The 26,088-nt window shown below is 63.1% G+C and carries 16 protein-coding genes; 9 read left to right on the top strand and 7 right to left on the bottom strand.

The features are described 5' to 3' along the window. Positions 1–8: 8 nt before the first annotated feature. Complete coding sequence (locus QN222_RS16025; protein ID WP_283960596.1) at positions 9–554, bottom strand: LPS assembly lipoprotein LptE; 546 nt, start codon at positions 552–554, stop codon at positions 9–11. Next, on the bottom strand, positions 541–3,171 hold the full coding sequence (gene leuS, locus QN222_RS16020; RefSeq protein ID WP_284005499.1) for a leucine--tRNA ligase: 2,631 nt from the start codon (positions 3,169–3,171) through the stop codon (positions 541–543). Before leuS ends, QN222_RS16025 begins: the two co-directional genes overlap by 14 nt. A gap of 327 nt (positions 3,172–3,498) precedes the next feature. Here leuS and QN222_RS16015 point away from each other — a divergent pair, with 327 nt between their 5' ends. Together QN222_RS16015 and QN222_RS16010 are read left to right on the top strand one after the other, a co-directional pair. Continuing rightward, positions 3,499–4,158 carry a YggS family pyridoxal phosphate-dependent enzyme gene (locus tag QN222_RS16015; RefSeq protein WP_283960594.1) on the top strand — a complete coding sequence of 220 codons (660 nt, stop codon included), beginning with the start codon at positions 3,499–3,501 and terminating at the stop codon, positions 4,156–4,158. A gap of 332 nt (positions 4,159–4,490) precedes the next feature. Beyond that, entirely contained in the window at positions 4,491–6,398 is a 1,908-nt protein-coding gene (locus tag QN222_RS16010) for an AMP-binding protein (RefSeq protein ID WP_283960593.1), read from the top strand. Positions 6,399–6,662: 264 nt separating this feature from the next. Here the strand turns inward: QN222_RS16010 and QN222_RS16005 are convergent, their stop codons facing one another. After that, complete coding sequence (locus QN222_RS16005; RefSeq protein ID WP_283960592.1) at positions 6,663–7,361, bottom strand: DUF1013 domain-containing protein; 699 nt, start codon at positions 7,359–7,361, stop codon at positions 6,663–6,665. Between the two features lie 309 nt (positions 7,362–7,670). Between QN222_RS16005 and acs the strand changes: the two genes are divergently transcribed. Then, positions 7,671–9,620 carry an acetate--CoA ligase gene (gene acs, locus QN222_RS16000; protein WP_283960591.1) on the top strand — a complete coding sequence of 650 codons (1,950 nt, stop codon included), beginning with the start codon at positions 7,671–7,673 and terminating at the stop codon, positions 9,618–9,620. 336 nt (positions 9,621–9,956) lie between these two features. Here the strand turns inward: acs and QN222_RS15995 are convergent, their stop codons facing one another. After that, positions 9,957–10,157 carry a DUF1674 domain-containing protein gene (locus tag QN222_RS15995; RefSeq protein WP_283960590.1) on the bottom strand — a complete coding sequence of 67 codons (201 nt, stop codon included), beginning with the start codon at positions 10,155–10,157 and terminating at the stop codon, positions 9,957–9,959. A 186-nt stretch (positions 10,158–10,343) separates the two neighbouring features. On the opposite strand from QN222_RS15995, the gene htpX reads away from it, so the two are divergent. The 4 genes from htpX (at position 10,344) to purH (ending at position 16,674) form a co-directional block, all read left to right on the top strand. Then, positions 10,344–11,303: a zinc metalloprotease HtpX gene (htpX, locus tag QN222_RS15990; protein ID WP_283960589.1), complete on the top strand. Its 960-nt coding sequence runs from the start codon at positions 10,344–10,346 to the stop codon at positions 11,301–11,303. Next, positions 11,303–12,727: an RsmB/NOP family class I SAM-dependent RNA methyltransferase gene (locus QN222_RS15985; protein ID WP_283960588.1), complete on the top strand. Its 1,425-nt coding sequence runs from the start codon at positions 11,303–11,305 to the stop codon at positions 12,725–12,727. Before htpX ends, QN222_RS15985 begins: the two co-directional genes overlap by 1 nt. Positions 12,728–13,138: 411 nt before the next feature. Further along, the gene (locus QN222_RS15980) at positions 13,139–14,824 is read left to right on the top strand and encodes a heparinase II/III family protein (protein WP_283960587.1); all 1,686 of its coding nucleotides are present in this window, start codon (positions 13,139–13,141) and stop codon (positions 14,822–14,824) included. Between the two features lie 239 nt (positions 14,825–15,063). Further along, entirely contained in the window at positions 15,064–16,674 is a 1,611-nt protein-coding gene (purH, locus tag QN222_RS15975) for a bifunctional phosphoribosylaminoimidazolecarboxamide formyltransferase/IMP cyclohydrolase (RefSeq protein WP_283960586.1), read from the top strand. A 53-nt stretch (positions 16,675–16,727) separates the two neighbouring features. Here purH and QN222_RS15970 read toward each other — a convergent pair whose 3' ends face one another. Continuing rightward, positions 16,728–18,116 carry an MFS transporter gene (locus tag QN222_RS15970; protein WP_283960585.1) on the bottom strand — a complete coding sequence of 463 codons (1,389 nt, stop codon included), beginning with the start codon at positions 18,114–18,116 and terminating at the stop codon, positions 16,728–16,730. 122 nt (positions 18,117–18,238) lie between these two features. Continuing rightward, entirely contained in the window at positions 18,239–23,026 is a 4,788-nt protein-coding gene (locus QN222_RS15965) for an NAD-glutamate dehydrogenase (RefSeq protein ID WP_283960584.1), read from the bottom strand. 282 nt (positions 23,027–23,308) lie between these two features. Here QN222_RS15965 and pdxY point away from each other — a divergent pair, with 282 nt between their 5' ends. Both pdxY and QN222_RS15955 read left to right on the top strand, forming a co-directional pair. Next, positions 23,309–24,190 carry a pyridoxal kinase PdxY gene (gene pdxY / locus QN222_RS15960; RefSeq protein ID WP_283960583.1) on the top strand — a complete coding sequence of 294 codons (882 nt, stop codon included), beginning with the start codon at positions 23,309–23,311 and terminating at the stop codon, positions 24,188–24,190. A 237-nt stretch (positions 24,191–24,427) separates the two neighbouring features. Then, on the top strand, positions 24,428–25,075 hold the full coding sequence (locus tag QN222_RS15955) for a carbonic anhydrase (protein ID WP_283960582.1): 648 nt from the start codon (positions 24,428–24,430) through the stop codon (positions 25,073–25,075). Between the two features lie 191 nt (positions 25,076–25,266). On the opposite strand, the gene QN222_RS15950 is transcribed toward QN222_RS15955, so the two are convergent. Then, a complete protein-coding gene (locus tag QN222_RS15950) occupies positions 25,267–26,088 on the bottom strand; it encodes a lytic transglycosylase domain-containing protein (RefSeq protein ID WP_283960581.1) in 822 nt (273 codons plus the stop codon).

Genomic DNA, 26,088 nt, shown 5'->3' with positions numbered 1-26,088 from the left:
CCACCGGATCAGCGGCCGAGGGCCGATGCTATGTCGGCGCCGATGATTTCCGCGAGTTCCTTCGCCGCGCGGTTCTCGCCGTCGCGTACGGCACGCACCTTGGCGAATTCCTGTTGGGGGAAGTCGACCAGCGCGACGGCTGTTCGGTTGCCCGCCCTCACGGTCTCGCCGGTGGCGGTCCTCGTCAGGTTGTAGTCCGCTTTCACGACAATGCGGCCGGCCCCAGCGTCGTCATCATCATCGTCATTGTCCGTCGTGTCGAACAACACACCCATGGTTCGGTGCGAGACGTTGAGTGCGAGATGGTACTGCGGGTTGACCGGCTCGCCAGCGCCGCGCGCGGTGAGGAAGACGAGTGCGTTGCGCACCTCCTGCTCGACGCGGTCGTCCGCATCCGAAATCTCGATCGAGGCGAGTGCCACTGATGTCGAGCCCGTGGGGCCATCGGAGTAAAGCGGTCTCACCTGGCAACCCGCCAATGCGGTCAGCAACAGGCCGCCCGCCAGAACCGAAAACGACCGGAGGCGAAAGGCAGCTCTATCAGACAACGACATTGACGATCCTCTGCGGCACGACGATGATCTTTTTCGGGTTGCTGCCCGCGAGCGCCGTCTTGACGGCGTCGAGAGCAAGCACGGCGCTTTCGATCGCACTCTGATCAGCGTCGCGCGCGATTGTCAAATCGGCGCGCTTCTTGCCGTTGATCTGTACCGGCAGGGTGATTTCGTTCTCGACGACCAGGGCCGGATCGAAGCCCGGCCAAGTCCGCTCGGCAATCAAGCCATCGCCGCCGATTTCGCGCCAGCATTCTTCCGCCAGGTGCGGCATCATCGGCGCGATCAGGTTGATCAGGACCGCGACGGCGTCCTTGACTGCCGCGGTGACGGCCTGATCGGCCTTGCCGCCGGCCACCTGGGTCAGCGGACTGGCCAGAACGTTGACGAGTTCATAGATCCGCGCGACCGCCTTGTTGAAGGCAAGCTTGTCGTAGTCGGCTTCGACAGCGCGCAGCGTCCGATGCGCGGCCTGCGAGATCGCCAGGCCATCACCTTCTTTCGCCGGCGAAGCTTCGCTGACGCGCAGGTTTTCCGCTGCCGCGGCGACGAGCCTCCAGACGCGCTGAACGAAACGATGAGCACCCTCGACGCCCGCTTCGGACCAGATCACGTCGCGGTCCGGCGGCGAATCGGAAAGTACGAAAAAGCGAGCCGTGTCGGCGCCGTAGGAGCCGATGATATCGTCCGGATCGACGACGTTCTTCTTCGACTTCGACATCTTCTCGATGGAGCCGATGGCGATTTCCTCGCCGGTCTCGATCAGAAGCGCGCGTCGCTCACCGTCGATTTCCTCGACGCGGACCTCGGCCGGCGTGATCCATTCGCGCTGGGCGCCCTCGCCGCGGCTGTAGGTCTCGTGGACCACCATGCCTTGGGTGAACAGCCCCCTGAACGGTTCGTCCAGCGCCACGTGACCCGTCGCCTTCATCGCGCGGGTGAAGAAGCGCGAATAGAGCAGGTGCAGGATCGCGTGCTCGATGCCGCCGATATACTGGTCGACCGGAAGCCAATGGTTGGCGACTTTCGGGTCGGTCGGATTGTCTTCCCAGGGCGCAGTAAAGCGCGCAAAGTACCAGGAGGAATCGACGAAAGTGTCCATGGTGTCGGTTTCGCGCCGAGCGTCCTTGCCGCACTGCGGGCAGGCGACATGCCGCCAGGTCGGATGACGGTCGAGCGGATTGCCGGGCTTGTCGAAGGTCACGTCCGGCGGCAGCGTCACCGGCAGATCCGCCTTTGGCACCGGCAGCACGCCGCAGTCATCGCAATGGATCACCGGAATCGGGCAGCCCCAGTAGCGCTGCCGCGAGATGCCCCAGTCGCGCAGGCGGAAATTGACCTTTCGCTCCGCGCGCGGAGCCCCGCCCAGCATTTCCTTCTCGAGCCGCGAGGCGACCGTTTCGAAAGCCTCGTCCGTCGAAAGGCCGTCGAGGAAGCGCGAATTGATCATCACCCCGTCGCCGACATAGGCTTCGTTCTCGATCGTGAAGCTCGCCGCGTCGGCCTCTTTCGGCATCACCACGGGGATAACCGGCAGGCCGTATTTGCGGGCGAAGTCGAGGTCGCGCTGGTCACCGGAGGGGCAGCCGAAGATGGCGCCGGTGCCGTAGTCCATCAGCACGAAATTGGCGACATAGACCGGCAGTTCCCAGCTCGGATCGAGCGGGTGCCTGGCGCGAATGCCGGTGTCAATGCCCTTCTTTTCGGCCGTTTCGAGTGCTGCGAGCGAGGTGCCGGCGCGCCGGCATTCCTCGCAGAAGGCCTCGATCTCGGCATTTTTGGCTGCCGCTTCCCTGGCGAGCGGATGGTCCGCGGAGATCGCCAGGAACGAGGCGCCGAACAGCGTATCGGGACGTGTCGTATAGACGGTCAGTTCCGTCGTGCCGTCCGGGACGGTCGCAGCATCGAGCTCCCATCGCACCAGCAGGCCCTCGGAGCGGCCGATCCAGTTCTTCTGCATCAGCCGGACCTTTTCGGGCCACTGGTCGAGCCTGTCGAGCGCGTCGAGCAGCTCCTGGCTGAAATCGGTGATACGGAAGAACCATTGCGTCAGCTCGCGCTGCTCCACCAGGGCGCCGGAACGCCAGCCGCGGCCGTCGATCACCTGCTCGTTGGCGAGCACTGTGTTGTCGACCGGGTCCCAATTGACCTTCGACTGCTTGCGGTAGACGAGACCCTTCTCGAGGAAATCGAGGAACAGGTGCTGCTGGCGCTGGTAATAGGCGGGGTCGCAGGTGGCGAACTCGCGGTTCCAGTCGAGCGACAGGCCCATGACCTTCAACTGCGCCTTCATCGAGGCGATGTTCTGGTAGGTCCAGCTCGCCGGATGCACGCCGCGTTCCATGGCGGCGTTTTCCGCCGGCATGCCGAACGCATCCCAGCCCATCGGGTGCAGCACGTTGAAGCCGCGGGCGCGCTTGTAGCGGGCAACGACGTCACCCATGGTGTAGTTGCGCACGTGCCCCATGTGGATGCGGCCCGACGGATAGGGGAACATCTCGAGCACGTAGTATTTCTGGCGCGGATCGTCGTTGCTGGTCTCGAAGACCTTGCCTGCTTCCCATTCCTGCTGCCAGCGCGGTTCGGCATCACGCGGATTATATCGTTCGGTCGCCATGTCTTTTCGATGTTCCGGAAATTCTGCGGGGCGCTCGAGCACCCTCATGATAGCTGGGGTGACCTTCATCATGAAACCGCCTGAGCGTCAAGTTTTGAAGGGGTTGCCAGCGCACTTTGGCATATTTGAGCCGGCGATGCGGCCGCTACAGCGCCGCACGTCGTACCAGGCGCGCAAAGGACGTTGTAGCACTTTGAGTCGCTGCATGTTTTGTCCCTAAATCGGGTACGATTCAAGGAAACAGACGGTAGGCCTTGGCAAGCATCGCAAGTTTCAATAAGCCGCAGGGAAGGTTTGTCGTGGTCTTCGGACGTGGGGAGCGCAAGGATGGAAGTGCAGGAGCGGTTGAACGATGTCCTGAGCCGGATTCGCGCGAGCGAAAAAACGGCAAAACGGCCCGAACATGCCGTCACACTGGTTGCCGTGTCGAAAACCTTCGATGCCGACACGATACGTCCGGCCATTGCCGCTGGCCAGCGCGTGTTCGGTGAAAATCGCGTCCAGGAGGCCGAGCGCAAATGGCCAGCGCTCCGTCTGGAGACGCCTGATGTCGAACTGCATCTGATCGGCCCGTTGCAGTCCAACAAGGCCGCCGATGCTGTCGCGCTCTTCGATGTCATCGAGACCATCGATCGCGAGAAGATTGCCCGGGCCGTCTCCGCCGAGATGAAGCGGCAGGGCCGCAGCCTTCGCCTCTATGTCCAGGTCAACACCGGTCTTGAACCGCAGAAGGCCGGCGTCGCGCCGGAAGACACCGCCGCCTTCGTCGAACTCTGCCGCGGCGAACTGGCGATGAAGATCGAGGGCCTGATGTGCATTCCACCGATCGACGAGAACCCTGGCCCGCATTTCGCACTGCTTGCGAAGCTTGCCGCCGAATGCGGTCTCGACAAGCTCTCGATGGGCATGTCCGGTGATTTCGAGACGGCGATCGCCTTCGGCGCCACCAGCGTCCGGGTTGGCTCGGCGATCTTCGGGGCGCGCTGAGCGTATTCGCAGCCAAGCCAATTCCACACGCTTCGGATTGGGTCTGGGCACTCACCGGCAAACGTTGCCTGCTTTCTTCTGCCCGGGCGTGTGCCGGACCGGTAACAGGTTCGCCACAATCGCTGGCGCTCTTGCCGAGGTCGGCCCGCAGGTCTGCGGCCGTTCGAGAGGACGGTCTTATCAACGGATGCAAGGATGCCGACCGGGCCTCGTCGGCCTTCCATAGAACCGTCTTACCCTTTCGTCGGGGTTCTCGTTTGCCTCCATTGGCCTATCTTCTTTCGCCGAGGAGCCGGGCTTTGTCCGGAAAAGTCAGTGGGAGGAGAACGGATATGGCGAGCCGCTATTCCGAAGTGTATGCCGCGTGGAAGGCCGATCCGCAGGGATTTTGGGCCGACGCGGCCGGATCGATCGATTGGTTCCAGCCACCCGAGCGCATTTTCGAACCCGAGCGCGGTACCTATGGGCACTGGTTTCCGGATGGCGTGACCAACACCTGCTACAACTGTCTCGACCGCCACGTGGAAGGCGGCCGGGCTCAGCAGCCCGCCTTCATCTATGACAGCCCCGTCACCGGCCGGATCGAAAAGATTTCCTATGGCGACTTGCTCGCCGACGTGAAGGCGATGGCTGCGGTTTACCGCAATCTTGGGATCGGCAAGGGCGACCGGATCATCATCTACATGCCGATGATCCCGCAGGCGGCGGTGGCGATGCTTGCCGCCGCGCGCATCGGCGCGGTGCATTCCGTTGTCTTCGGCGGTTTCGCCGCCAACGAGCTTGCCGTGCGCATCGACGATTGCCAGGCAAAACTGGTCGTCTCGGCGAGCTGCGGTCTCGAACCCGGGCGCTCGGTCGCCTACAAGCCGCTTCTCGATGCGGCGATCGAGATTGCCGCCAACAAGCCGGCCCATTGCCTGATTTTTCAGCGCGAGATGCTCGCTGCCAACATGGTTCCGGGACGGGATATCGACTTTGCCGACGCGCTCGCAGCGGCGAAGCAGGCGGGCGAAGAGGCGCCCTGCACTCCGGTCGCATCGACCGACCCGCTTTACGTGCTCTATACGTCCGGAACCACCGGCCAGCCGAAAGGAGTCGTGCGCGACAATGGCGGCCACATGGTCGCGTTGAAATGGTCGATGGAGCATTTCTTCGGCGTGCACCCCGGCGAGGTCTTCTGGGCCGCCTCCGATATCGGCTGGGTGGTCGGGCACTCGTACATCGTCTACGGGCCGCTTCTGAACGGCAACACCTCCATCCTCTTCGAAGGCAAGCCGGTCGGTACACCCGATCCCGGGACCTATTGGCGCATCATCGCCGAGCACGGCGTCGCGGTGATGTTCACCGCGCCGACGGCGCTGCGTGCGATCCGCAAGGAAGATCCCGACGCGACATATGTGCCCCGCTACGACCTCTCGCGTTTCCGGGCGCTTTACCTGGCGGGCGAGCGGGCGGACCCGGATACGATCCAATGGGCCGAGCGGGCGCTCGGCGTTCCGGTCATCGATCACTGGTGGCAGACGGAAACCGGATGGCCGGTCGCCGGCAATCCGATGGGTCTGGGGCTGCTGCCGGTCAAATACGGCTCCCCGGCTGTTCCCCTGCCCGGCTACGACGTTCAGGTCCTCGATGATGCCGGACACCCGGTGGGGCCAGGCACGTTGGGCAATGTGGTGGTCAAGCTGCCGCTTCCGCCTGGCTGCCTGCCGACGCTGTGGAACGCCGACGACCGCTTCCACGCGGGCTATCTCAGCGAATATCCCGGCTTCTACAAGACGGCGGATGCCGGCTTTGTCGATGACGAGGGCTACATCTTCATCATGGCTCGCACCGACGACATCATCAACGTCGCCGGCCACCGGTTGTCGACCGGAGCGATGGAGGAGGTCTGCGCCAGCCATCCGGATGTGGCGGAATGCGCAGTGATCGGCATCGCCGATGCGCTGAAGGGGCAAGTCCCGGCCGGCTTCCTGGTGATTAATTCCAATGTTTCCCGTGAAACGTCGGAAATCGAAAGGGAAGTCGTCTCGCTGGTGCGCGAGCGGATCGGACCCGTTGCCGCCTTCAGGATGGCGATCTGCGTCAAGCGGTTGCCGAAGACGCGTTCCGGCAAGATCCTCCGGGCGACGATCCAGAAGATCGCCGACCGCCAGCCCTGGAAGATGCCGGCGACGATCGATGACCCGGCGATCCTCGACGAGATCACCGAAGCGCTGCACGCGAAGGGTATCGGTGTTTAGATCATTTCATTGTTTCATTGAAACGGTGAAGTGATCTAACTCTCTGAAACTACGCAATTCCGGACGGAAAACCGTTACGCACTTTTCCTGGAATTGCTCTAGAGCGCCGAACTGGCGCTTTTCGGCCCTGATCCCGCTGCCGCGACCTTCTCCGGGTCAGGGTGGGGGCAAATCTTGCGGCCGCACCTGCAATCGATGCGTGGCCAACAAAAAACCCGGATCTCGCGATCCGGGTTTGGCGCATGTCCTTAAGGTCGACAACAATCAGTAGTCGTCGTCTTCGTCGTCCTTGCGATCCGACTTCAGCGACTTCAGCTTGGCGAAGACGGCATCGGCGTCGATTTCCTTCTCTTCCTCGCGGTCGTAGTTGTAGCCGAGCTTCTCGGTCTCCTGTGCTGCCTCCAGCGTCGCACCCGCCTCGGCTGCCGTCGGCAGCGGGCGGCCCTTGGCGGCGCGTTCGACTTCCAGATCGAGGTCGATCTGCGAGCACAGGCCGAGCGTCACCGGATCCATCGGCGTCAGGTTGGCCGAGTTCCAATGGGTGCGTTCGCGAATCTGCTCGATCGTCGTCTTCGTCGTGCCGACCAGCCGCGAAATCTGCGCGTCCTTGAGCTCAGGGTGGTTGCGCACCAGCCAGAGGATGGCGTTCGGGCGATCCTGGCGCTTGGAGACCGGCGTGTAGCGCGGGCCCTTGCGCTTGGAGTCCGGAACGCGAACCTTCGGTTCGGAGAGCTTGAGCTTGTGGTTGGGATTTGCCTCGGCGCGCGCGATCTCGTCGCGAGAAAGCTGACCGGTGGCGATCGGATCGAGGCCCTTGATGCCCTGCGCCGATTCACCGTCGGCGATCGCTTTCACTTCGAGCGGGTGCAGCTTGCAGAACTGCGCGATCTGGTCGAACGACAGCGCTGTGTTGTCAACGAGCCAGACGGCGGTTGCCTTGGGCATAAGCAGTTGCTGAGCCATGGATATAGTCCTTTTGTCCGTCCGCGCCGGTGTCGCGGGCCGTGGAGTCTACCACTGATTTCCGGGAATTGAGCGCCTCTATAACGTCACTGTCGCGAAATTGCAATTCTTTCAGTACCGAATGTCCTTTTGTCTAATTGCGGGCGGGTTTTGACCTGCTATGAATTGTGACGGAACCGTGGGCGGCTCGGAGCGTCGCCCCCGGAGCGGGATGAGAAACGTGTGTGCGGCTTTCCGCCGGCATCCCGCGCTGTCATCAAGAAGCGATCACGTTTGTGATCTGGCCAGGAATGCGCAGGGAGGAAACACATGTCCGTAAAGACCTATCCGGTTCTGAAATCCGCCAAGAGCCGGACGCTGCTCGACAACGCTGACTATCTGAAGTGGTACGAGGAGAGCGTTGCCGATCCGGACAAGTTCTGGGGCAAGCACGGCAAGCGGATCGATTGGTTCAAGCCCTACACCAAGGTCAAGAACACGTCCTTCAAGGGCAAGGTCTCGATCAAGTGGTACGAGGACGGCATTACCAACGTCTCGTACAACTGCATCGACCGCCATCTGAAAACCCATGGCGAGAAGACCGCGATCATCTGGGAGGGGGACAACCCCTACATCGACAAAAAGATTACCTATAACCAGCTTTACGACCAGGTCTGCCGTCTCGCCAACGTGCTCAAGAAACACGGCGTCAAAAAGGGCGATCGCGTCACCATCTACATGCCGATGATCCCGGAAGCGGCCTATGCGATGCTCGCCTGCGCCCGCATCGGCGCCATCCATTCGGTCGTCTTCGGCGGCTTCTCGCCGGACGCGCTCGCCGGTCGTATCGTTGACTGCGAATCCACTTTCGTCATCACCTGCGACGAGGGCGTGCGCGGCGGCAAACCGGTGCCGCTCAAGGAAAACACCGACACGGCGATCCACATCGCCGCCAAACAGCACGTCAATGTCAGCAAAGTCCTGGTCGTGCGCCGCACCGGCGGCAAGGTCGGCTGGGCGCCCGGCCGCGACCTTTGGTACCATCAGGAAATCGCGACGGTGAAGCCGGAGTGCCCGCCGGCGAAGATGAAAGCCGAGGACCCGCTGTTCATCCTCTACACGTCGGGCTCGACCGGCAAGCCCAAGGGCGTGCTGCACACGACCGGCGGCTATCTCGTCTATGCGTCGATGACGCATGAATATGTCTTCGACTACCGGGACGGCGATATCTACTGGTGCACGGCCGACGTCGGCTGGGTCACCGGCCATTCCTACATCGTCTACGGCCCGCTCGCCAACGCGGCGACGACACTGATGTTCGAAGGCGTGCCGAACTTCCCGGATGCCGGGCGCTTCTGGGAGGTCATCGACAAGCACAAGGTCAACGTCTTCTACACGGCGCCGACGGCGATCCGCGCGCTGATGGGTGCCGGCGACGAGTTCGTCGAGCGCTCCTCGCGTTCGTCCATACGCCTGCTTGGCACCGTCGGTGAACCGATCAATCCGGAAGCCTGGGAATGGTACTACAATGTCGTCGGCGACCAGCGCTCGCCGATCGTCGATACCTGGTGGCAGACGGAAACGGGCGGCATCCTGATCACCCCGCTGCCGGGCGCGACCGATCTCAAGCCCGGTTCGGCGACCCGGCCCTTCTTCGGCATCCAGCCGCAGCTCGTTGACAACGAGGGCAATGTGCTCGAGGGCCCGGCCGACGGCAATCTCTGCATCACCGACAGCTGGCCGGGCCAGATGCGGACGGTCTATGGCGACCATGCCCGCTTCATCCAGACCTATTTCGCCACCTACAAGGGGAAATATTTCACCGGCGACGGCTGCCGTCGCGACGAGGACGGCTACTACTGGATCACCGGCCGCGTCGATGACGTGCTCAATGTTTCCGGTCATCGCCTCGGCACGGCCGAGGTCGAGTCGGCACTCGTGTCGCACCATCTCGTCTCGGAAGCCGCGGTCGTCGGCTATCCGCACCCGATCAAGGGACAGGGCATTTATTGCTATGTTTCCCTGATGGCCGGCGAGACCGGCAACGACGACCTTCGCCAGGACCTCGTCAAGCATGTTCGCTCGGAGATCGGGCCGATCGCCACGCCCGACAAGATCCAGTTCGCGCCCGGCCTGCCGAAGACACGTTCCGGCAAGATCATGCGCCGCATTCTCCGCAAGATTGCGGAGGACGACTTTGGTTCTTTGGGCGACACCTCGACGCTTGCCGATCCCGCGGTGGTCGACGATCTGATCGCCAATCGCCAGAATCGCGCGTGAGCTTATAGTAGTGAGGCCGCTGTGTGGCGGGTGGCTGTACGCGCCGACGGCCCCTCATCCGGCTACCGCCACCTTCTCCCCGCAGGCGGGGAGAAGGGACTCGCGGCGCTTACCGAAGTCCCCTCTCCCCGCCTGCGGGGAGAGGGCTAGGGTGAGGGGCATGTGCGCCCCCGCGCTGGAGGACTCAAGCAACCGGCTCGTGTTCCTTGAGCCGGATTCCCATCCTACTCGAGCGAACGACGCGGGCCGAGGACCCCCAAGTCACTCTATCTCGAAAGTAGCACTATCGATTCGTCGGCGAAATTATGTTTCACCGCTATGGCGACCTGCGGCATCTCAGAAATCGATCGCCCGACCCTTGATCTCCCAATCGCCGAATCGGGCCGGATCGAGGCCTCCGCGACCACCATGCTCGGTCGGCATGACTTGTGGTTCCGCCGCCCGCCGTCTCTCCTCGGCTTCCTTCAGCGCGCGCAGCGCAGCCGCCGGCAGCGGGCGTTTGGGGCGATCGGGCGCATTGTCGTTGTCGTTCTGCATTAGGCGGTCCGGGTTTCCGTAACGATATTGAAGAGCGGAAGATTCATCCCCATCATATAAGGGGCCGGCGTTCGAACGGAAACCCTGATTCACGTGAAACGTTCGGGCGAGCTGGACGGAACGAAAGCGGCTGCAAACGCTTTTCACGCAATCGCTGAACGATACGGATATGCCTGGAGCTCATCCATGAACCTCATGCGCACCGCAATGCTGCTTGCCGTCATGACCGTCCTCTTTATGGCCGTCGGCTACGCCATCGGCGGCCGAGGCGGCATGATGATCGCCCTTGTCATCGCCGCAGGCATGAACTTCTTCTCCTACTGGAATTCCGACCGCATGGTCTTGAGCATGTACCGGGCCCAGGAAGTGGATGAACGCACCGCGCCCGAATATTACGGAATCGTCCGGGATCTGGCGCAGAATGCAGGTTTGCCGATGCCGCTCGTCTATGTCATCGACAGTCCGCAGCCGAACGCCTTTGCCACCGGCCGCAACCCGGAGAACGCCGCGGTTGCGGCCTCCACGGGCCTGTTGCATTCGCTCTCCTATGAGGAAGTCGCCGGCGTGATGGCGCATGAGCTTGCGCATATCCAGTACCGCGACACCTTGACGATGACGCTGACGGCGACGCTTGCCGGCGCGATTTCGATGCTTGGCAACTTCGCCTTCTTTTTCGGCGGCAACCGCGACAACAACAACCCGCTGGGATTCGTCGGCGTCCTTGTCGCGATGATCGTCGCGCCGCTTGCGGCGATGCTGGTGCAGATGGCGATCAGCCGGACGCGCGAATATTCCGCCGACCGACGCGGCGCAGAGATCTGCGGCAATCCGCTCTGGCTTTCCTCGGCGCTCCAGAAAATCGCCGGTGCCGCGCATGTGATCCACAATGACGACGCCGAGCGCAACCCCGCGACCGCGCACATGTTCATCATCAATCCGCTCTCCGGGGAGCGGATGGACAATCTCTTCTCGACCCATCCGGCCACCGAAAATCGCGTTGCGGCGCTGGAGGAGATGGCGCGCGGAATGTCGATGGGCTCGACGCCGCCGGTCCGCACTGATAATGCCGTGCGCAAATCGCGCTCTGTCCCGAAAACCGGCTGGGGTCGCGGTGGTTCCGAACCGCCCAAAGGTCCCTGGTCCTGATGCCCGACGACAAGAAAAACGATTCACGCCCGAAACGAAGCCGAGCTCACAAGGCGCCGCCGAAGACATCGCAGCGCGGCGCCGGTACCGCGACGGCGGAGAAGCCGGGCTTGAAGAGCCGCCAGGCGGCCGCCAAGATCCTGGCAGCCGTCGTCGACCGCAAGACCTCGCTTGACGGCATGCTCGACCAGGAGCACGGCAATCCGGCCTATCGCGAACTCAATGACGCCGACCGCGCACTCGTGCGGGCCATCCTCAATTCGGCACTTCGGCACCTGCCACGTATTCGGGCGGCAATCGACACGCTGCTGCAAACACCGCTGCCGGAGGGGGCTCGTGCGCTCGACCACGTGCTGACGGTTGCCGCGGCGCAAATTCTCTATCTCGACATTCCGGATCACTCGGCTGTCGACCTTGCCGTGGAGCAGGCGCAGGCTGATCCGCGCAATCGCCGCTTTGCGAGCCTCGTCAATGCCGTTCTTCGTCGGCTCTCGCGGGAAAAGGACACCATTCTCGACAAGGTGAAGGCCATTCCGGCAATGCCCGACTGGTTTTACGACAGGCTTGCAGTCCACTACGGCCGGGAACAGGCCGAGCGCATATCGGCGGCGCAAGAGGTTCCGGCCGCAATCGACCTGTCGGTGAAGTCCGACCCGGCCGCCTGGGCCGAGCGCCTTGGCGGCACAATTCTTCCGACCGGCTCTGTCCGGCTTGGCGCTTTCTCGGGCACCATTCCCGCGTTATCGGGATTTTCGGAGGGGGAGTGGTGGGTCCAGGATGCGGCTGCCTCGATCCCGGCGCGCCTCTTCGGCGATCTGGCCGGCAAGAGCGTCGTCGACCTCTGCGCGGCCCCGGGCGGCAAGACGGCGCAGCTTATCCTCGCCGGAGCAAAAGTGACGGCGCTCGATCAGTCGTCCAGCCGCCTGCGGCGCCTGAAGGCCAACCTCGCGCGGCTCGGCCTCGAAGCCCGGACGAAGGAAGTCAATATGGCGGACTTCCAGCCGGAGGAACTCTTCGATGCGGCGTTGCTCGACGCCCCCTGCTCTTCCACGGGAACGACGCGCCGTCATCCAGATGTCCTCTGGACGAAGGGACCGGAGGACGTCGAGAAGCTTGCAGGGCTGCAGGAACGCTTGCTGCGCCACGCGCTGACCGTCGTAAAGCCCGGCGGGCTGGTGGTCTTTTCCAACTGCTCGCTTGATCCGCGCGAGGGTGAAGACGTTGTTGCGCGCGTCGTCGGCGACGGCGAGGATTGTGAGCGCGTGCCCATTGCTGCTGCCGATTGGCCTGGCCTCGGTGAGGCGATCACGGAGCGCGGCGAATTTCGGACGACGCCCGCCATGCTGCCGCTTGCAGCACCGTTCGCTGGCGGGCTCGACGGTTTTTATGCGGCAGTGCTTCGCCGCAAGCGCGCCACGGCATGAATCCTTAAATCGGAATCGATTCAAGGATCATGCAGCAATTCAAAGTGCGACAGCGACCTTTGCGCGTCCGATTGGACGCGCGGTGCTGTAGGGACCGGCCGGTACTGGCGCAACAGCCGCCGTCAACAGGCTGTTTTGCCGCGACAATTGACGCTATCGGGCCGTCGGCCTATCAATGTCGACAGGATTGATAAAAGTTTAATGATCTTTCCGGCACCATCTGCCGGAAAGGGATTCTGGCGCAAGCCGGCATGCGCTCCAGCGCCGTGCGTCTTTCAGGCGCCAACCGCCGCTGCAGCACTTAGGATTACTGTATGTGTCCTTAAATCGGCTCCGATTTAGGGACACATACAGTGGCCTCAGGCGCTTCGAAAGGGTCCGTTGCAGGAATAGGGAAACCGACGGGCGCTGATGGTGTTTTCCGGTAAGCAAAGGCTTCTTTACCTGTATCTGCGGGAAGGCTGGCGCCGATTTTCGCGCCGCATCTCGCTCGGCCGCCTGACAGCGATGCGCTTTGCCGGGTCGACTCCGGATCGACTGATCGTTGCGCCGACCGATCTGAGGGCGATCGATCCCTTCGTTGCCGAAGAGATTCTCGAAGGCCGCTTTCCGCTTGCGGGCCGCGTGCTCGATACCGAAGGCGAATCCCCCTTTGAGATCGATTTGCCGTCGCACGAATTTGCGGCCCGCCTCCATTCCTTCGGCTGGCTCAGGCATATGCGCGCGATCCGCGACGATGCCGGCTACGTCAGGCTCCGGCAGATCCTCGACGACTGGATCGGCAGCCACGGCCGCACGATCGGCGACATCTCCTGGGAAGCTGACGTGATCGCCCAGCGCATCATCGCCTGGCTGTCGCATTCGCCGGTGGTGCTGCGGAACGCAGAGCACGGGTTCTACCGCCGCTTCCTGAAAAGCCTGGCTTTCCAGGTTCGCTACCTCCGGCACATTGCGGACACGGTCTGCGACGGCGAGGCGCGGCTTCGCGTGCGCATGGCGCTCGCCATGGCGTCCGTGTCGATGCCGGCCTCCGCTTCCGCCATCCGCAAGGCCTCCCGCAATCTCGATCTGGAGCTCGATCGCCAGATCCTGCCGGACGGCGCGCATTCGTCGCGCAGCCCGCGGGCGGGGCTCGAGCTTCTGCTCGATCTGCTGCCGCTCCGGCAAACCTACGTCAACCTTGGCCACGATGTGCCGTCACGGCTCATTCCCTGCATCGACCGGATGTATCCGGCCTTGCGTTTCTTCCGTCACCAGGGCGGCGAACTCGCGCTTTTCAACGGTGCGACCTCGGTTCTCGCGCATGAACTCGCCTCTGTGCTGCGGTATGACGAAACGGCCGGCGAGCCGTTCCACTCGCTGCCCCATGCCCATTATGAGCGGCTGTTTCTCGGTGAAACCGTCGTCATCATGGATACCGGGCGCCCGCTCTCGATCGACCTTTCGCGCAGTGCCCATGCGGGCTGCCTCTCCTTCGAGATGTCGTCGGGCAGAAACCGCTTCGTCATCAACTCCGGCGCACCGAAGTTTGCAGGGGAACGATTTCGTCAGATGGCCCGGGCGACCGCCGCCCATTCCACGGTGACGGTCAACGATACGTCCTCGTGCCGCTTTTCCCAATCGCGGTTCCTCGGGCCGATCATGACGTCCGGGCTCTCCACGGTGCTGGTCGAGCGAAGGGACGAGCCGGGCAGCATCGAGTCCCTCTGGGCCAGCCACGACGGTTATCTCGCTTCCTTCGGCCTGCTTCATGAACGCGATATCAGCATCTTGAACGGCGGCCGGCTGCTTCGCGGACGCGATCGGCTTTCGCGAGGGGATGGCGGCGATCCCGATGCGGCCAACGCTGCCAGTGCCGTCGCCCGCTTTCACATCCACCCGGCGATCGCGATGCGGCGGGCGAGCGACAGCGAAATCTATCTGGCCGCGCCCGATGGCGAGGCCTGGCTGTTCGCCTGCCGGGATGGGGAACTGGCGATCGAGGAGGATATCTTCTTCGCCGATCCTTCGGGCGTGCGGGCCTCGTCGCAGATAACCGTCACCTTCGCTGCCGCGGGACAGCCGGAAATCCAGTGGACCCTTACCCGCGAGAGCTAGGCTTCCGAGTCTGGATTATTTCATTGAAACAGTGAAATAATCTAACTCTTTGAAACTACGCAATTCCGGACGGAAAACCGTTACACACTTTTCCTGGAATTGCTCTAGCTTGCCGCCTATTTTCCGCTGCCAACGGTGCTGAAGGTTCCTTCCCGGGGCAAGCTATGCTAACGGGCAGCCATCCCAATCGCCGGCACCTTTCTCCCCAGGCGTCCGGCGCCGCCAAAGGAGCATGGTTGATGGCTGTCGCCTCCAAGAAAATCCCCGCCCCGGACGAAGTCCGGATCCGCACCGCCCTCCTCTCGGTTTCCGACAAAACCGGCATTGTCGAGCTCGCGCGTGCTCTTCACGAAAAGGGCGTACGGCTTGTTTCGACCGGCGGCACGCACAAGGCACTGTCGGACGCCGGCCTCCCGGTGAGCGACGTTTCGGAGTTGACCGGCTTTCCGGAGGTCATGGATGGCCGCGTCAAGACGCTTCACCCGGGTGTTCACGGCGGCCTGCTCGCCATTCGCGACGATGCCGAGCACGTGGCGGCGATGGGCAAGCACGGCATTACAGCCATCGATCTTGCCGTCATCAATCTCTATCCGTTCGAGGAGGTTCGCGCCAAGGGCGGCGATTATCCGACGACGGTCGAGAACATCGACATCGGCGGCCCGGCGATGATCCGCGCCTCGGCGAAGAACCATGCCTACGTCACCATCGTCACCGATCCCGCCGACTATACGCCCCTTCTCGAAGAAATCGCCGGCGGCACGACGCACTATGCCTTCCGCCAGAAAATGGCGGCAAAGGCGTACGCCCGCACGGCGGCCTACGATGCCGCGATCTCCAACTGGTTCGCCGACGTGCTCGATACGCCGATGCCGCGCCATCGCGTGATCGGCGGCGTGCTCAGGCAAGAGATGCGCTACGGCGAAAACCCGCATCAGAAGGCGGGCTTCTACGTGACCGGCGAGAACCGGCCGGGGGTCGCGACCGCCACGCTGCTGCAGGGCAAACAGCTTTCCTATAACAACATCAACGACACCGACGCCGCTTTCGAGCTCGTTGCCGAGTTCCTGCCGGAGAAGGCGCCGGCCTGCGCAATCATCAAGCACGCCAACCCCTGCGGCGTCGCGACGGCGCCGTCGCTTGCGGAAGCTTACCGCCGGGCGCTCGCCTGCGATTCGACGTCGGCCTTCGGCGGGATCATCGCGCTCAACCAGGAACTCGACGCCGAGACGGCGGACGAGATCGTCAAGCTCTTCACCGAAGTCATCATCGCGCCGTCGGTCAGCGACGAGGCGAAGGCGATCATCGCGCGCAAGCCGAACCTCCGGCTGCTTGCGACCGGTGGCTTGCCGGATCCGCGCCTGCCGGGCCTTTCCGCAAAGACGGTCGCCGGCGGCCTGCTCGTCCAGACGCGCGACAACGGCATGGTCGAGGACCTCGAACTCAAGGTCGTGACCAGGCGCGCACCGACCGCGCAGGAGCTCGAAGACATGAAGTTCGCCTTCAAGGTGGCGAAGCACGTCAAGTCGAACGCCATCGTCTATGCCAAGGACGGCCAGACGGCCGGCATCGGCGCCGGCCAGATGAGCCGCGTCGATTCGGCCCGCATCGCAGCCATCAAGGCGGAGGAAGCTGCGAAGGCGCTCGGTCTCGCCGAACCGCTGACGCGCGGCTCGGCGGTCGCATCGGAAGCCTTCCTGCCCTTCGCCGACGGCCTCCTGTCGGCGATCGCAGCCGGCGCCACCGCCGTTATCCAGCCGGGTGGCTCGATGCGTGACGAGGAGGTGATTACCGCGGCAAACGAGCACAACGTTGCCATGGTCTTCACCGGCATGCGCCATTTCCGGCATTGACGCGGTTGATACCCCTTCACGAACCCGCCGCGAAAACCCTCGCGGCGGGTTTTTCATGCCGGGCGATGCGCCGGATAGGGCGTGCGCAGAAGGATGACGAGACCCACGGCGAGGAAGGCGACGAGCGCCATCATGCCGATGCGGGCGGAACCGGCCATCACGGTGATCGTTGCGACGGAAGCGGGAGCAAGAAACGAGGTCGCGCGTCCGGAAAGGGCGTAGAGGCCGAAATAGCGCCCCGCTTCCTCAATCGCGACGCTTCGGGCGAGGTAGGAGCGAGACGAGGCCTGAACCGGTCCGAAGGCGATGCCGACCAGAAGGCCGTAGAAAATGTAGGCCTTTTCCGCCGCCGTGCCGAAGAGACCGCCGGTGTCTTCCGTCGGAAGCGTGAGCAGCCCGAACAGGGTGAAGCCAGGGCCGGTCGAGACGATCCCGAGCGTGGCAATGGTGAGGCAGATGAGGCTCCATACCACGATCGTTTTCGAGCCGAGCCGCGCATCGAGCCAGCTCGCACAAAGGCAGCCGCCGATAGCGACGACGTTGAGGATGATGCCGTAGATGCCGAGCTCCATCGTCTGCCAGGCGAACATCCCCGCAGCAAAGGTACCGCCGAGCGCCAGCAGACCATTGACGCCGTCCTGAAAGATCATCCGGGCGATCAGGAAGCGCAGTATCCCGGGCCTTTGCTTCAATTCCCCGAGCGTGCCCTTCAACTCCGAAAGCCCCGTCGCGGCGGCCCTGCCCAACGGCATCGCCGCCTTGGTCGCATCCGGAGTGAACAGGAACATCGGCAGGATGAAGATCAGGTACCAGGCGGCCGAGATCGGTCCGGTGATGCGGGCATCCTCCCCTTTGGCGAGATCGATGCCGAAAATCGGGTCGAGCCCGAGTGCCGTCTTTCCCGTCGCAGGATTTCCGGCAATGAGCGCAACCACCGCGATCAGGACGATCATGCCGCCGAGATAGCCGAGGCCCCAGGCAATGTTCGAGATGCGGCCGACTTCCTTCTCGCTCACCAGGCGCGTCATCATCGAATCATTGAAGACGATGGAAAATTCGGCGGCAACGGTCGCCAGGGCGAGGCAAATCGCGGGATAGAGGATGGGCGAGCCCGGTGCGGCGAACCACAACATGGCGAGCGAGACGATCTTGATGACGGCGAAGAAGCCGATCCAGGGCTTGCGCGGTCCCGTCGCGTCGGCGATCGCGCCGAGCACGGGCGAAAGAACCGCGATGATGATGCCCGAGACAGTGAGCGTATAGCCCCAGATTGCCTGCCCCTGCACATGGTCGGCCGTGAGCCGCGAAACGAAATAGGGCGCGAAGATGAAAGTGGTGATGACGGTGAAAAAAGGCTGCGCGGCCCAGTCGAACAGCATCCAGCCGATGATGCCGAGGCGCGACGCTCTGGGCTGCTCTCTCGCTTCGGCCGTAACGTCCAATCTCCCCTCCTGGATTTTATCGCCCCCGCCGACCGATTTCGGCGAGGGCGATAACGCGTTGAAATCGCGACTAAACCCGGAGCGGAATCAGTCCTCCGGGCCCTTTGCCCGGACGGACTGTGTCATTTCGCCTTGGCGCGTGCAAGGTCGTTGAGCAGGCCAGCCGCTACCGTGATCTTGGCGAGTGTCGTCTCGCCCTTCTCGGTGAGCAGCTTCAACTGGTCGTCGACGCGCGAGACGCGTTCGCGATCGTTGTCCTGCCAGGCAAGCACTGGATTGCGTTCGCCCTTCTGCTCGACGAGGGCTGCCACCGTGATATCCCGCCGTGCCGCGCCGATATCGGCGACGGCGCGCGAGAGCGCCATGGCCTCGAACTGCTCGGTGGCGGGAACGCGGTCGGCGGCGGCGAGCAGCCGGTTGATCCTGAGGTTCCCCGTCACGGTGAAATAGCCCTGCGCCGTGCGGCTCAGCGTTTCCTTCGTTTCGGTGGAGATTTGCATGATCTCCGGCACGAGGGTCATCAGCGACAGCTCGGCGATTTCCTCCGCAAGCTTTGCCGGTACGCCGCTTTCGATGAAGGTCGCGGCCTTCAATCGCGCTTCTTCGGCGCTTTCTCCGGAAATCGCAGTGCGCATCGTGCCGCGCAGCTTCTGCAAGCCGTCACGCAGACGCGAAACCGCATCGGATACCGGTCCCCTTGCGGCGCCCGTGCGCAACGCCTTCTCGGTGACGAGGGCGAAGATGCGGCCCACTTCCTGGTAGAGCGCATTCTGAACGCGGCCACCGACCTTATTGTCGAGCGCGTCGATCTCTCCGTAAATCCGCTGCAGCTCGAAGCCGTCGAGCGCCAGTACGGCCGCCTTGACGACGTCGCCGGAAAGAAAGCCGGTCGAATCGGTGAGCGTCGAAACGAAGGCGGGACCGCCGCGGTTGATCGTTTCGTTGCCGAGGACCGTCGCGATGATCTCGCGGCGCAGCCGGTGTCCGCGGATGTCTCCGGCATAGGTCTTGCGCATCTTTGCCGGGAAATAGCGCTCGAGCGTCGCGGTGAAATAGGGATCGTCCGGCAGATCGCCGACGATCAGTTCCTCGAACAGCACCAGCTTCGCATAGGAGAGCAGCACGCCGATCTCGGGGCGCGTCAGCGGCTTGCCCGCCTGGTAACGCTCGCTCATGGCGAGTTCCGTCGGCAGGGTCTCGACCTTGCGGTTGAGGTGGCCGTCGGCCTCGAGCCGCGCCATCAGCCGTGCCAGCGACGTACGGTTTGCGAGGCCCTGCATTTCGGTGAGCGAGATCGCCAGCGATTGCTGGTAGTTGTTGCGTAAGACCAGATGGCCCACCTCGTCGGTCATCGACGCCAGGAGCGTGTTGCGCTTCGGCCGCGTCAGCCGACCGTCCCGCATGGCCGAGGCCAGCGCGATCTTGATGTTGACCTCGACGTCGGAGGAATTGACGCCGGCCGAATTGTCGATCGCGTCGGAATTGCAGCGCCCGCCGGCGAGCGAGAAGCCGATGCGGCCCTTCTGGGTGACACCGAGATTGGCGCCTTCACCGATCACGCGGGCACGCACCTCTTCCGCCGCGACGCGGATCGCGTCGTTGGCGCGGTCACCGACCTCGGCGTCCGTTTCATTGCTGCCGCGCACATAGGTGCCGATGCCGCCGAACCAGAGCAGGTCGACCTGGCTCTTGAGGATGGCATTCATGATCTCGAAGGGAGTCGCCTTCTGCTTGTCGATGCCGATTGCCGCCACCGCTTCCGGCGTCAGCGTCACGGACTTCTCGGCCCGCGAAATGATCATCGCGCCCTGCGACAGCGTCTTGCGGTCGTAATCCTGCCAGCTCGAGCGCGGAAGCGCGAACATGCGCTTGCGTTCGGCGAAGGAAAGATCGGTATCCGGATTCGGATCGATGAAGATGTCGCGATGGTCGAAGGCGGCGATCAGCCGGATCTTCTCCGAAAGCAGCATGCCGTTGCCGAAAACGTCGCCGGACATGTCGCCGACGCCGGCGACGGTGAAGGGCGTCGTCTGGATGTCGATGTCCATTTCGCGGAAATGACGCTTGACGGTTTCCCAGGCGCCGCGGGCGGTGATGCCCATCTTCTTGTGGTCGTAACCCGCCGAGCCGCCGGAGGCAAAAGCGTCGTCGAGCCAGAAGTCCGCTTCCTGCGCAAGCCCGTTGGCGGTGTCGGAGAAGGTGGCGGTACCCTTGTCGGCCGCGACCACGAAATAGGGGTCGTCGCCGTCGAGCCTCAGCGTATCGGCCGGCGGCACGACATCCTGGCCGACGATGTTGTCGGTCACCGACAGCAGCGTGCGGATATAGGTCTTGTAGGCCTCCGTGCCGGCCTTGAAAATTTCATCGCGCGTTCCGCCGATCGGCAGCTGCTTCGGGTAGAAGCCGCCCTTGGCGCCGACCGGGACGATGACGGCATTCTTCACCTGCTGTGCCTTGACGAGGCCAAGCACCTCGGTGCGGTAGTCCTGCGCCCGGTCGGACCAGCGAAGGCCGCCGCGCGCCACCTTGCCGAAGCGCAGGTGCACGCCTTCGACCTCGGTGCCATAGACGAAGATCTCGCGGAAGGGCCGGGGCTCCGGCAGGCCGTCGAGCTGCTTCGGGTCGAGTTTGAAGGCAAGGACCGCGCGAGGCTTGCCGTCCGCATCCCTCTGGAAATAGTTGGTCCGGAGCGTCGACTGGATCACGTTGACGTAGCGGCGCAGGATCTGGTCCTCGTCGAGGCTCGGCACCGCCGAGAGCGCTTCCTCGATCGCCGAGAGCAAGGCATTGCTCTTCTTCGTGCGCGCCTTCACCTCGGTCTTCGGATCCATGCGCGTCGCAAACAGCCGGAAGATGTCGGCGGCAATCGCCGGATATTTGTTCAGCGTATCGGCGATATAGCCCTGCGAATAGGTGATGCCCGCCTGGCGCAGATAGCGCGCATAGGCGCGCAGCACCGTGACTTCGCGCGCGGTGAGGCCCGCAAGCAAGATCAGACGGTTGAAGGTGTCGTCCTCGGTCGTGCCGTTCCAGGCGGCGAGGAACGCCTCTTCGAGCGCCGGACCTGTCTTGGCGAGATTGAGCGCATGTCCGTCTCGGTGAACGAGCTCCATGTCGTGCAGCACGACGTGCCGTTGTTCTTCCGTATGCGAACTGACGCCGATGTCATAGGTCTGCTCGCTGATGACGCGGAAGCCGAGATTTTCGAGGAGCGGCACGCGCCGCGAGAGCGAAACCGGATCTTCCGCGTGAAAGATCTTGAGCTCCAGCGTGTCCGGCCGCTCTTTCTGCTTATGATAGAACGAGATGCGGATCGGGTCGTCGGCCTTGCAGGCAGCGATGTCGTGAAGGTCGTCATAGGCCTCCGCCGGCGTGAAGGCCGCCTGATAGGCTTCGCCAACCGAGATCTCGACGCCGTCCTTGCGGGCAAGCAGGTTGAAGCGATCGGTCCAGCGGGTGACGATGCTGCGAACTGCCTCCTCGAGCTTGGCCTGCGGAACGCGCGGAGTCTTGCCGGCGTAGCGGCCAATGATGAAATGGACCCGCGCCAGCCCGCCTTCGGGGAAGGCCGGGTAATAGGCGGAAACGCGGCCGTCATAGGCGGTCTTCAGGTAGTTGCCGATCTTCTCGCGCACGTCCGAGTCGTATTGCTCGCGTGGCACGAAGACGAGGATCGAGACGAAGCGGTCGAAATGGTCGATGCGCGGCAACACCCTGATGCGCGGCCGGTCGCTCAGTTCGTTGATCTGCTCGCAGAAGGCGGCGAGCAGCCCGACGTCGATCTGGAAGAGGTCGTCGCGCGGATAGGATTCCAACGTGTTTGCCAGCATCTTGCCGGAATGGCTCTGGGGATCGTAGCCGAAATAGTCGATGATCTTTTCGATCTTGTGCCTGAGCAACGGTATTTCCGAAGCCTGGCGGGTATAGGCCGTCGACGTGAAGAGGCCGACAATGCGCAGCTCACCGACCACGTTGCCGGATGCGTCAAAGCGCTTGATGCCGATGTAGTCCATATAGGCACGGCGGTGGACGACGGATTTCACATTGGCCTTGGTGACGATCAGGAACTCAGGCCCCTCGAGGAAGGCGAGGATTTCCGGCGTCGTCAGCACGGCGTCCTTGCCTTGGCGCAGCACGCGGACGTCGGGGTTGGAGAGAAGGCCGAGGCCCCTGCCCTTGCCGCGTTCGACCTTCGCCTTCTCGCCCTTGCCGGAATAGGTGTATTCCCGCATGCCGAGGAAGGTGAAATTGTTGTCCCTTAGCCAGCGAAGGAAAGCGAGCGCCTCGTCGCGATCACTCTTCTTGCGCGACGCATTGTAGTCTTCCAGTTCCTGCATCGCCTGATTGAGCAATGCCGTCATCGCCGGCCAGTCGTGGACGGCCTGATGGACCTGCTCCAGAACCTCGGCAATGCGCTTGCTCAGCGAACGCGCTTCGAGCGGCGCGAGCTTGTTCAAGTGGATCTGGATGTGGCTCACCCGGTGCGCCGGGTCGCTTTCCTCGTCCGGATCGAACGGCTTGATGGGTTTGCCCGGTTCCATGACCAGAATGGGATGGATCGCGAGGTGGATGTCGCGGTGGGTGCTCGTCACCTCGCCCATGACCGAGTCATAGAGGAATGGCATGTTGCGTTCGGTGACGGCGATGATCGAGACATCGGTGCCACCCGGCGCGACCCCCGGTACGGTTTCGACCGAAACCTGCGGCTTGCCGCCGTCCCAGCGCGCCAGTTCCTTGCGCGCATGCGCGGCGGTCAGCGCCAGCATGTCGGCGGTGTAGAGATCGAGGTCGTCGTTGCTTGCCCCGCCGAAAAGGATTTCGGGCGCCAGCGCCTCGGCGCCGATCTTGCTTGCAGCCGCCTTGGCCGCGTCGATGTGCCTGTCCCGTTTCGGATTGTATTTCACGCCCATGAACTCTCTCCCCATTCGTGATAGACGAGCCTATCAGAACCATGGCCAATGGCGATTGTTTTATGCTCGATTTCGGCAAAATCGAGCCATACTTTGGAGAAATTCACGCGATTTCGACATAAATCCATTTAAATCGAAGGCGATTTTGCAAAAATTGCTCGAAAAACCGTAGAAACGAACGAAAACGCCGGAGAGCTGTTTCGGCCCCGTCTGACACGCCCTGTTGACAGGCCCGTGACAGTCGGGCGATCACACTTCGATTCGAAGAAATGGAATTGCCCGATGCCCGAAATGCCTGCAGCACCCGGCGCCGTCATCGTCATTTCAAGCCATGTGGTTCGCGGCACCGTCGGCAACCGGGCCGCGGTCTTCGCGCTGGAGACGCTCGGGCATCGCGTCTGGGCCGTGCCGACGGTGATCTTGCCATGGCATCCGGGTCACGGTCGCTCGACACGGGTGACGATCGCCGACACGGACTTCCGGTCGATCATCGATGATCTCGTCAATGCGCGCTGGATTGGTGAAGTCCGGGCCGTTCTGTCAGGCTATCTGGGCTCGCCGGGCCAGGTCGACGGTGTTGCGCAACTGGTGACGGCGTTGCGCCAGCGCAATCCCGAGCTTCTATACGCGTGCGATCCCGTCATCGGCGACGGCAACGGCCTTTATGTTTCGGATGAGATCGCGGCCGCGGTGCGCGACCGGCTGCTGCCGCTGGCGACGCTTGCGACCCCCAACCGGTTCGAGCTCTCCTGGCTCGCCGGCGCTGCGCTTGAAACGAATACGGCGATCCTCGATGCGGCACTCGGTCTCGGACCTTCACGCGTGCTGGTGACCTCGGCGGTCCCGATGATGACCGGTGGCACGGGCAATCTCTACCTGTCCGGCAGTCATGCGCTGCTGGCCGAACACCGACTGGTCGACAATCCGCCGAACGGCACCGGCGATCTGCTGGCCGCCGTGTTTCTGTCGCGGCTGCTCCAGGGGCTCCCGGAAGAGCGGGCGCTGCAGATGGCGACCGCCAGCGTGTTCGAGATCATTGCCCGCAGTCGCAAGCGCGACGCCGACGAGCTGACGCTCGAGCAGGATGCCTCGAGCCTCGCGACGCCGATGGCCATGGTGCAGATGCGGCGCCTCTTGCATCCGAGCCAGGTGCGGAAGAAATAGCGGCGGATATAAAAGAAATGGCTCATAAGCGCTCGTCGCCCTTTCAGGCGGGACACGCTCGCTGTAACACTTCGGCGCTTCATTGGTCCCTACAGCGCCGCGTCTTACTCGGACGCGCAAAGGTCGCTGTAGCACTTTGGATTGCTGCATGATTTTGCCCTTAAACCGATTCCGATTTAAGGAACCATGCGGCAGGAGCGATGCAGCAATGAATGAGTGTATGACGCGGGGTTATCGATGGATATGCAGGGTTTTCCGGAACATCTTCTGACCGGCTACCGCAATTTCATGAGCGGTCGTTTCAACGAGCAGCAGCAACGATACAAGACGCTTGCCGAGAGCGGCCAGAAGCCGAAGACGATGGTTATCGCCTGTTGCGATTCGCGGGCCGCACCCGAAACGATCTTCGACAGCGGTCCCGGAGAACTCTTCGTCATCCGCAACGTCGCCAACATGATGCCGCCATACGAGCCGGACGGCCACTATCACTCGACCTCCGCCGCGCTCGAGTTCGCGGTTCAGTCCCTGCGCGTCAGCAACATCGTCGTCATGGGACATGGGCGCTGCGGCGGCATCAAGGCGGCGCTCGATCCGGATGCGGAACCCTTGTCCCCCGGCGATTTCATCGGGCGTTGGATGAACCTGTTGAGGCCGGCCGCCGAACTGATCCAGAGCAACGAATATATGACCCAGGCGGAACGCCAGCGGGCTCTCGAACGGGTGTCGATCCGCAATTCGCTCGCCAACCTGCGCACCTTCCCCTGTGTCCAGATTCTCGAAGCAAAGGGCAAGCTGCAGCTTCATGGCGCCTGGTTCGACATCTCGACCGGCGAGCTTTGGGTGATGGACGCCAAGACCGGCGATTTTGCCCGACCGGGCATGTAACAACAGGCGCGATTGGTTCGCACTGCTAAAAACCTGCCCCTCATCCGGCCTGCCGGCCACCTTCTCCCCGCAAGCGGGGCGAAGGAGACTCGCGGCGCCGCTTCAGTTCCCTCTCCCCGCGAGCGGGGAGAGGGTTAGTCCTCGGGTTAAACCCGAGGAGAGGGGCGAAATTATCGCGATAGCTGACTTTCTCAGTAGCCGTCGATCTCGGCGCCGATGATGGCGATTGCCTGCTGATAGACGCTGGCTGCATTCCAGCCCTGGATGGCCGCGTAGTTGACTTCGCCGGGCTGATAGCCGCCGCCCGGCTGCCAACCGTGGCCGCGCAGGAAGTTCGCCGTCGAGGCAAGAGCGTCCGCCTTGGAGCGAACCATGTCGATATGGCCGTTGCCATCGCCGTCCACGCCAAATCGCAGGACGTTGACCGGCAGGAACTGGGTCTGTCCGATCTCACCATGGGCAGCCCCCCGGGCGGCCGGGCTCAGGTCGCCGCGCTCGACGAGCTGGAGCGCCGCGTAGAGCTGATTGGTGAAATAGTCCGAACGGCGGCAGTCATAGGCGAGCGTGGAGACGGCCGAGAGCGTGTGTTCCTTGCCCATGAACGAGCCGAAGCCGGTTTCCATGCCCCAGATTGCGATCAGCGGACCGGCCGGCACGCCGAAGCGCTGCTCGATGCTGTCGAAGAGCCTGGCGTTCTGTGCCCGCATTTTCTTGCCACGAGAGATGATCGTCTGGCCGCCGCGCTTCTGCATGAACTGGTCGAGCGAGAGCTTGAAGCTCTTCTGGCCGCGGTCGGCGCGGATCGTCGCTCTGCTATAGGCGACATTGGAGAGCGCCTGGTCGATGACGGCGAGGCTGATGCCGTTGCCCGCGGCTTCCTGTTTGAACTCGGCCACCCAGGCCTGAAAGCCGCTGGCGTCGTTGCCGCATTGGGCCGCCGCCGCGTTCGAGGAAAGGATCGCCGTTGAAACCAGGGCCGCAAGCCCCGCCACTACGCACTTTGCCCTGTGCAT

It is taken from the genome of Sinorhizobium sp. 6-70, from assembly GCF_030124375.1.
GTDB lineage: Bacteria > Pseudomonadota > Alphaproteobacteria > Rhizobiales > Rhizobiaceae > Sinorhizobium.
The sequence above is the reverse complement of the archived record's forward strand: the minus strand, read 5'-3'. Positions and strand labels throughout refer to the sequence as shown.

What these genes read in the sequence shown, in the direction of transcription:
- QN222_RS16025 (WP_283960596.1), bottom strand. Translation starts at nt 554, where the DNA reads ATGTCGTTGTCTGATAGAGCTGCCTTTCGCCTCCGGTCGTTTTCGGTT.
- leuS (WP_284005499.1), bottom strand. Translation starts at nt 3,171, where the DNA reads ATGGCGACCGAACGATATAATCCGCGTGATGCCGAACCGCGCTGGCAG.
- QN222_RS16015 (WP_283960594.1), top strand. Translation starts at nt 3,499, where the DNA reads ATGGAAGTGCAGGAGCGGTTGAACGATGTCCTGAGCCGGATTCGCGCG.
- QN222_RS16010 (WP_283960593.1), top strand. Translation starts at nt 4,491, where the DNA reads ATGGCGAGCCGCTATTCCGAAGTGTATGCCGCGTGGAAGGCCGATCCG.
- QN222_RS16005 (WP_283960592.1), bottom strand. Translation starts at nt 7,361, where the DNA reads ATGGCTCAGCAACTGCTTATGCCCAAGGCAACCGCCGTCTGGCTCGTT.
- acs (WP_283960591.1), top strand. Translation starts at nt 7,671, where the DNA reads ATGTCCGTAAAGACCTATCCGGTTCTGAAATCCGCCAAGAGCCGGACG.
- QN222_RS15995 (WP_283960590.1), bottom strand. Translation starts at nt 10,157, where the DNA reads ATGCAGAACGACAACGACAATGCGCCCGATCGCCCCAAACGCCCGCTG.
- htpX (WP_283960589.1), top strand. Translation starts at nt 10,344, where the DNA reads ATGAACCTCATGCGCACCGCAATGCTGCTTGCCGTCATGACCGTCCTC.
- QN222_RS15985 (WP_283960588.1), top strand. Translation starts at nt 11,303, where the DNA reads ATGCCCGACGACAAGAAAAACGATTCACGCCCGAAACGAAGCCGAGCT.
- QN222_RS15980 (WP_283960587.1), top strand. Translation starts at nt 13,139, where the DNA reads ATGGTGTTTTCCGGTAAGCAAAGGCTTCTTTACCTGTATCTGCGGGAA.
- purH (WP_283960586.1), top strand. Translation starts at nt 15,064, where the DNA reads ATGGCTGTCGCCTCCAAGAAAATCCCCGCCCCGGACGAAGTCCGGATC.
- QN222_RS15965 (WP_283960584.1), bottom strand. Translation starts at nt 23,026, where the DNA reads ATGGGCGTGAAATACAATCCGAAACGGGACAGGCACATCGACGCGGCC.
- pdxY (WP_283960583.1), top strand. Translation starts at nt 23,309, where the DNA reads ATGCCCGAAATGCCTGCAGCACCCGGCGCCGTCATCGTCATTTCAAGC.
- QN222_RS15955 (WP_283960582.1), top strand. Translation starts at nt 24,428, where the DNA reads ATGGATATGCAGGGTTTTCCGGAACATCTTCTGACCGGCTACCGCAAT.
- QN222_RS15950 (WP_283960581.1), bottom strand. Translation starts at nt 26,088, where the DNA reads ATGCACAGGGCAAAGTGCGTAGTGGCGGGGCTTGCGGCCCTGGTTTCA.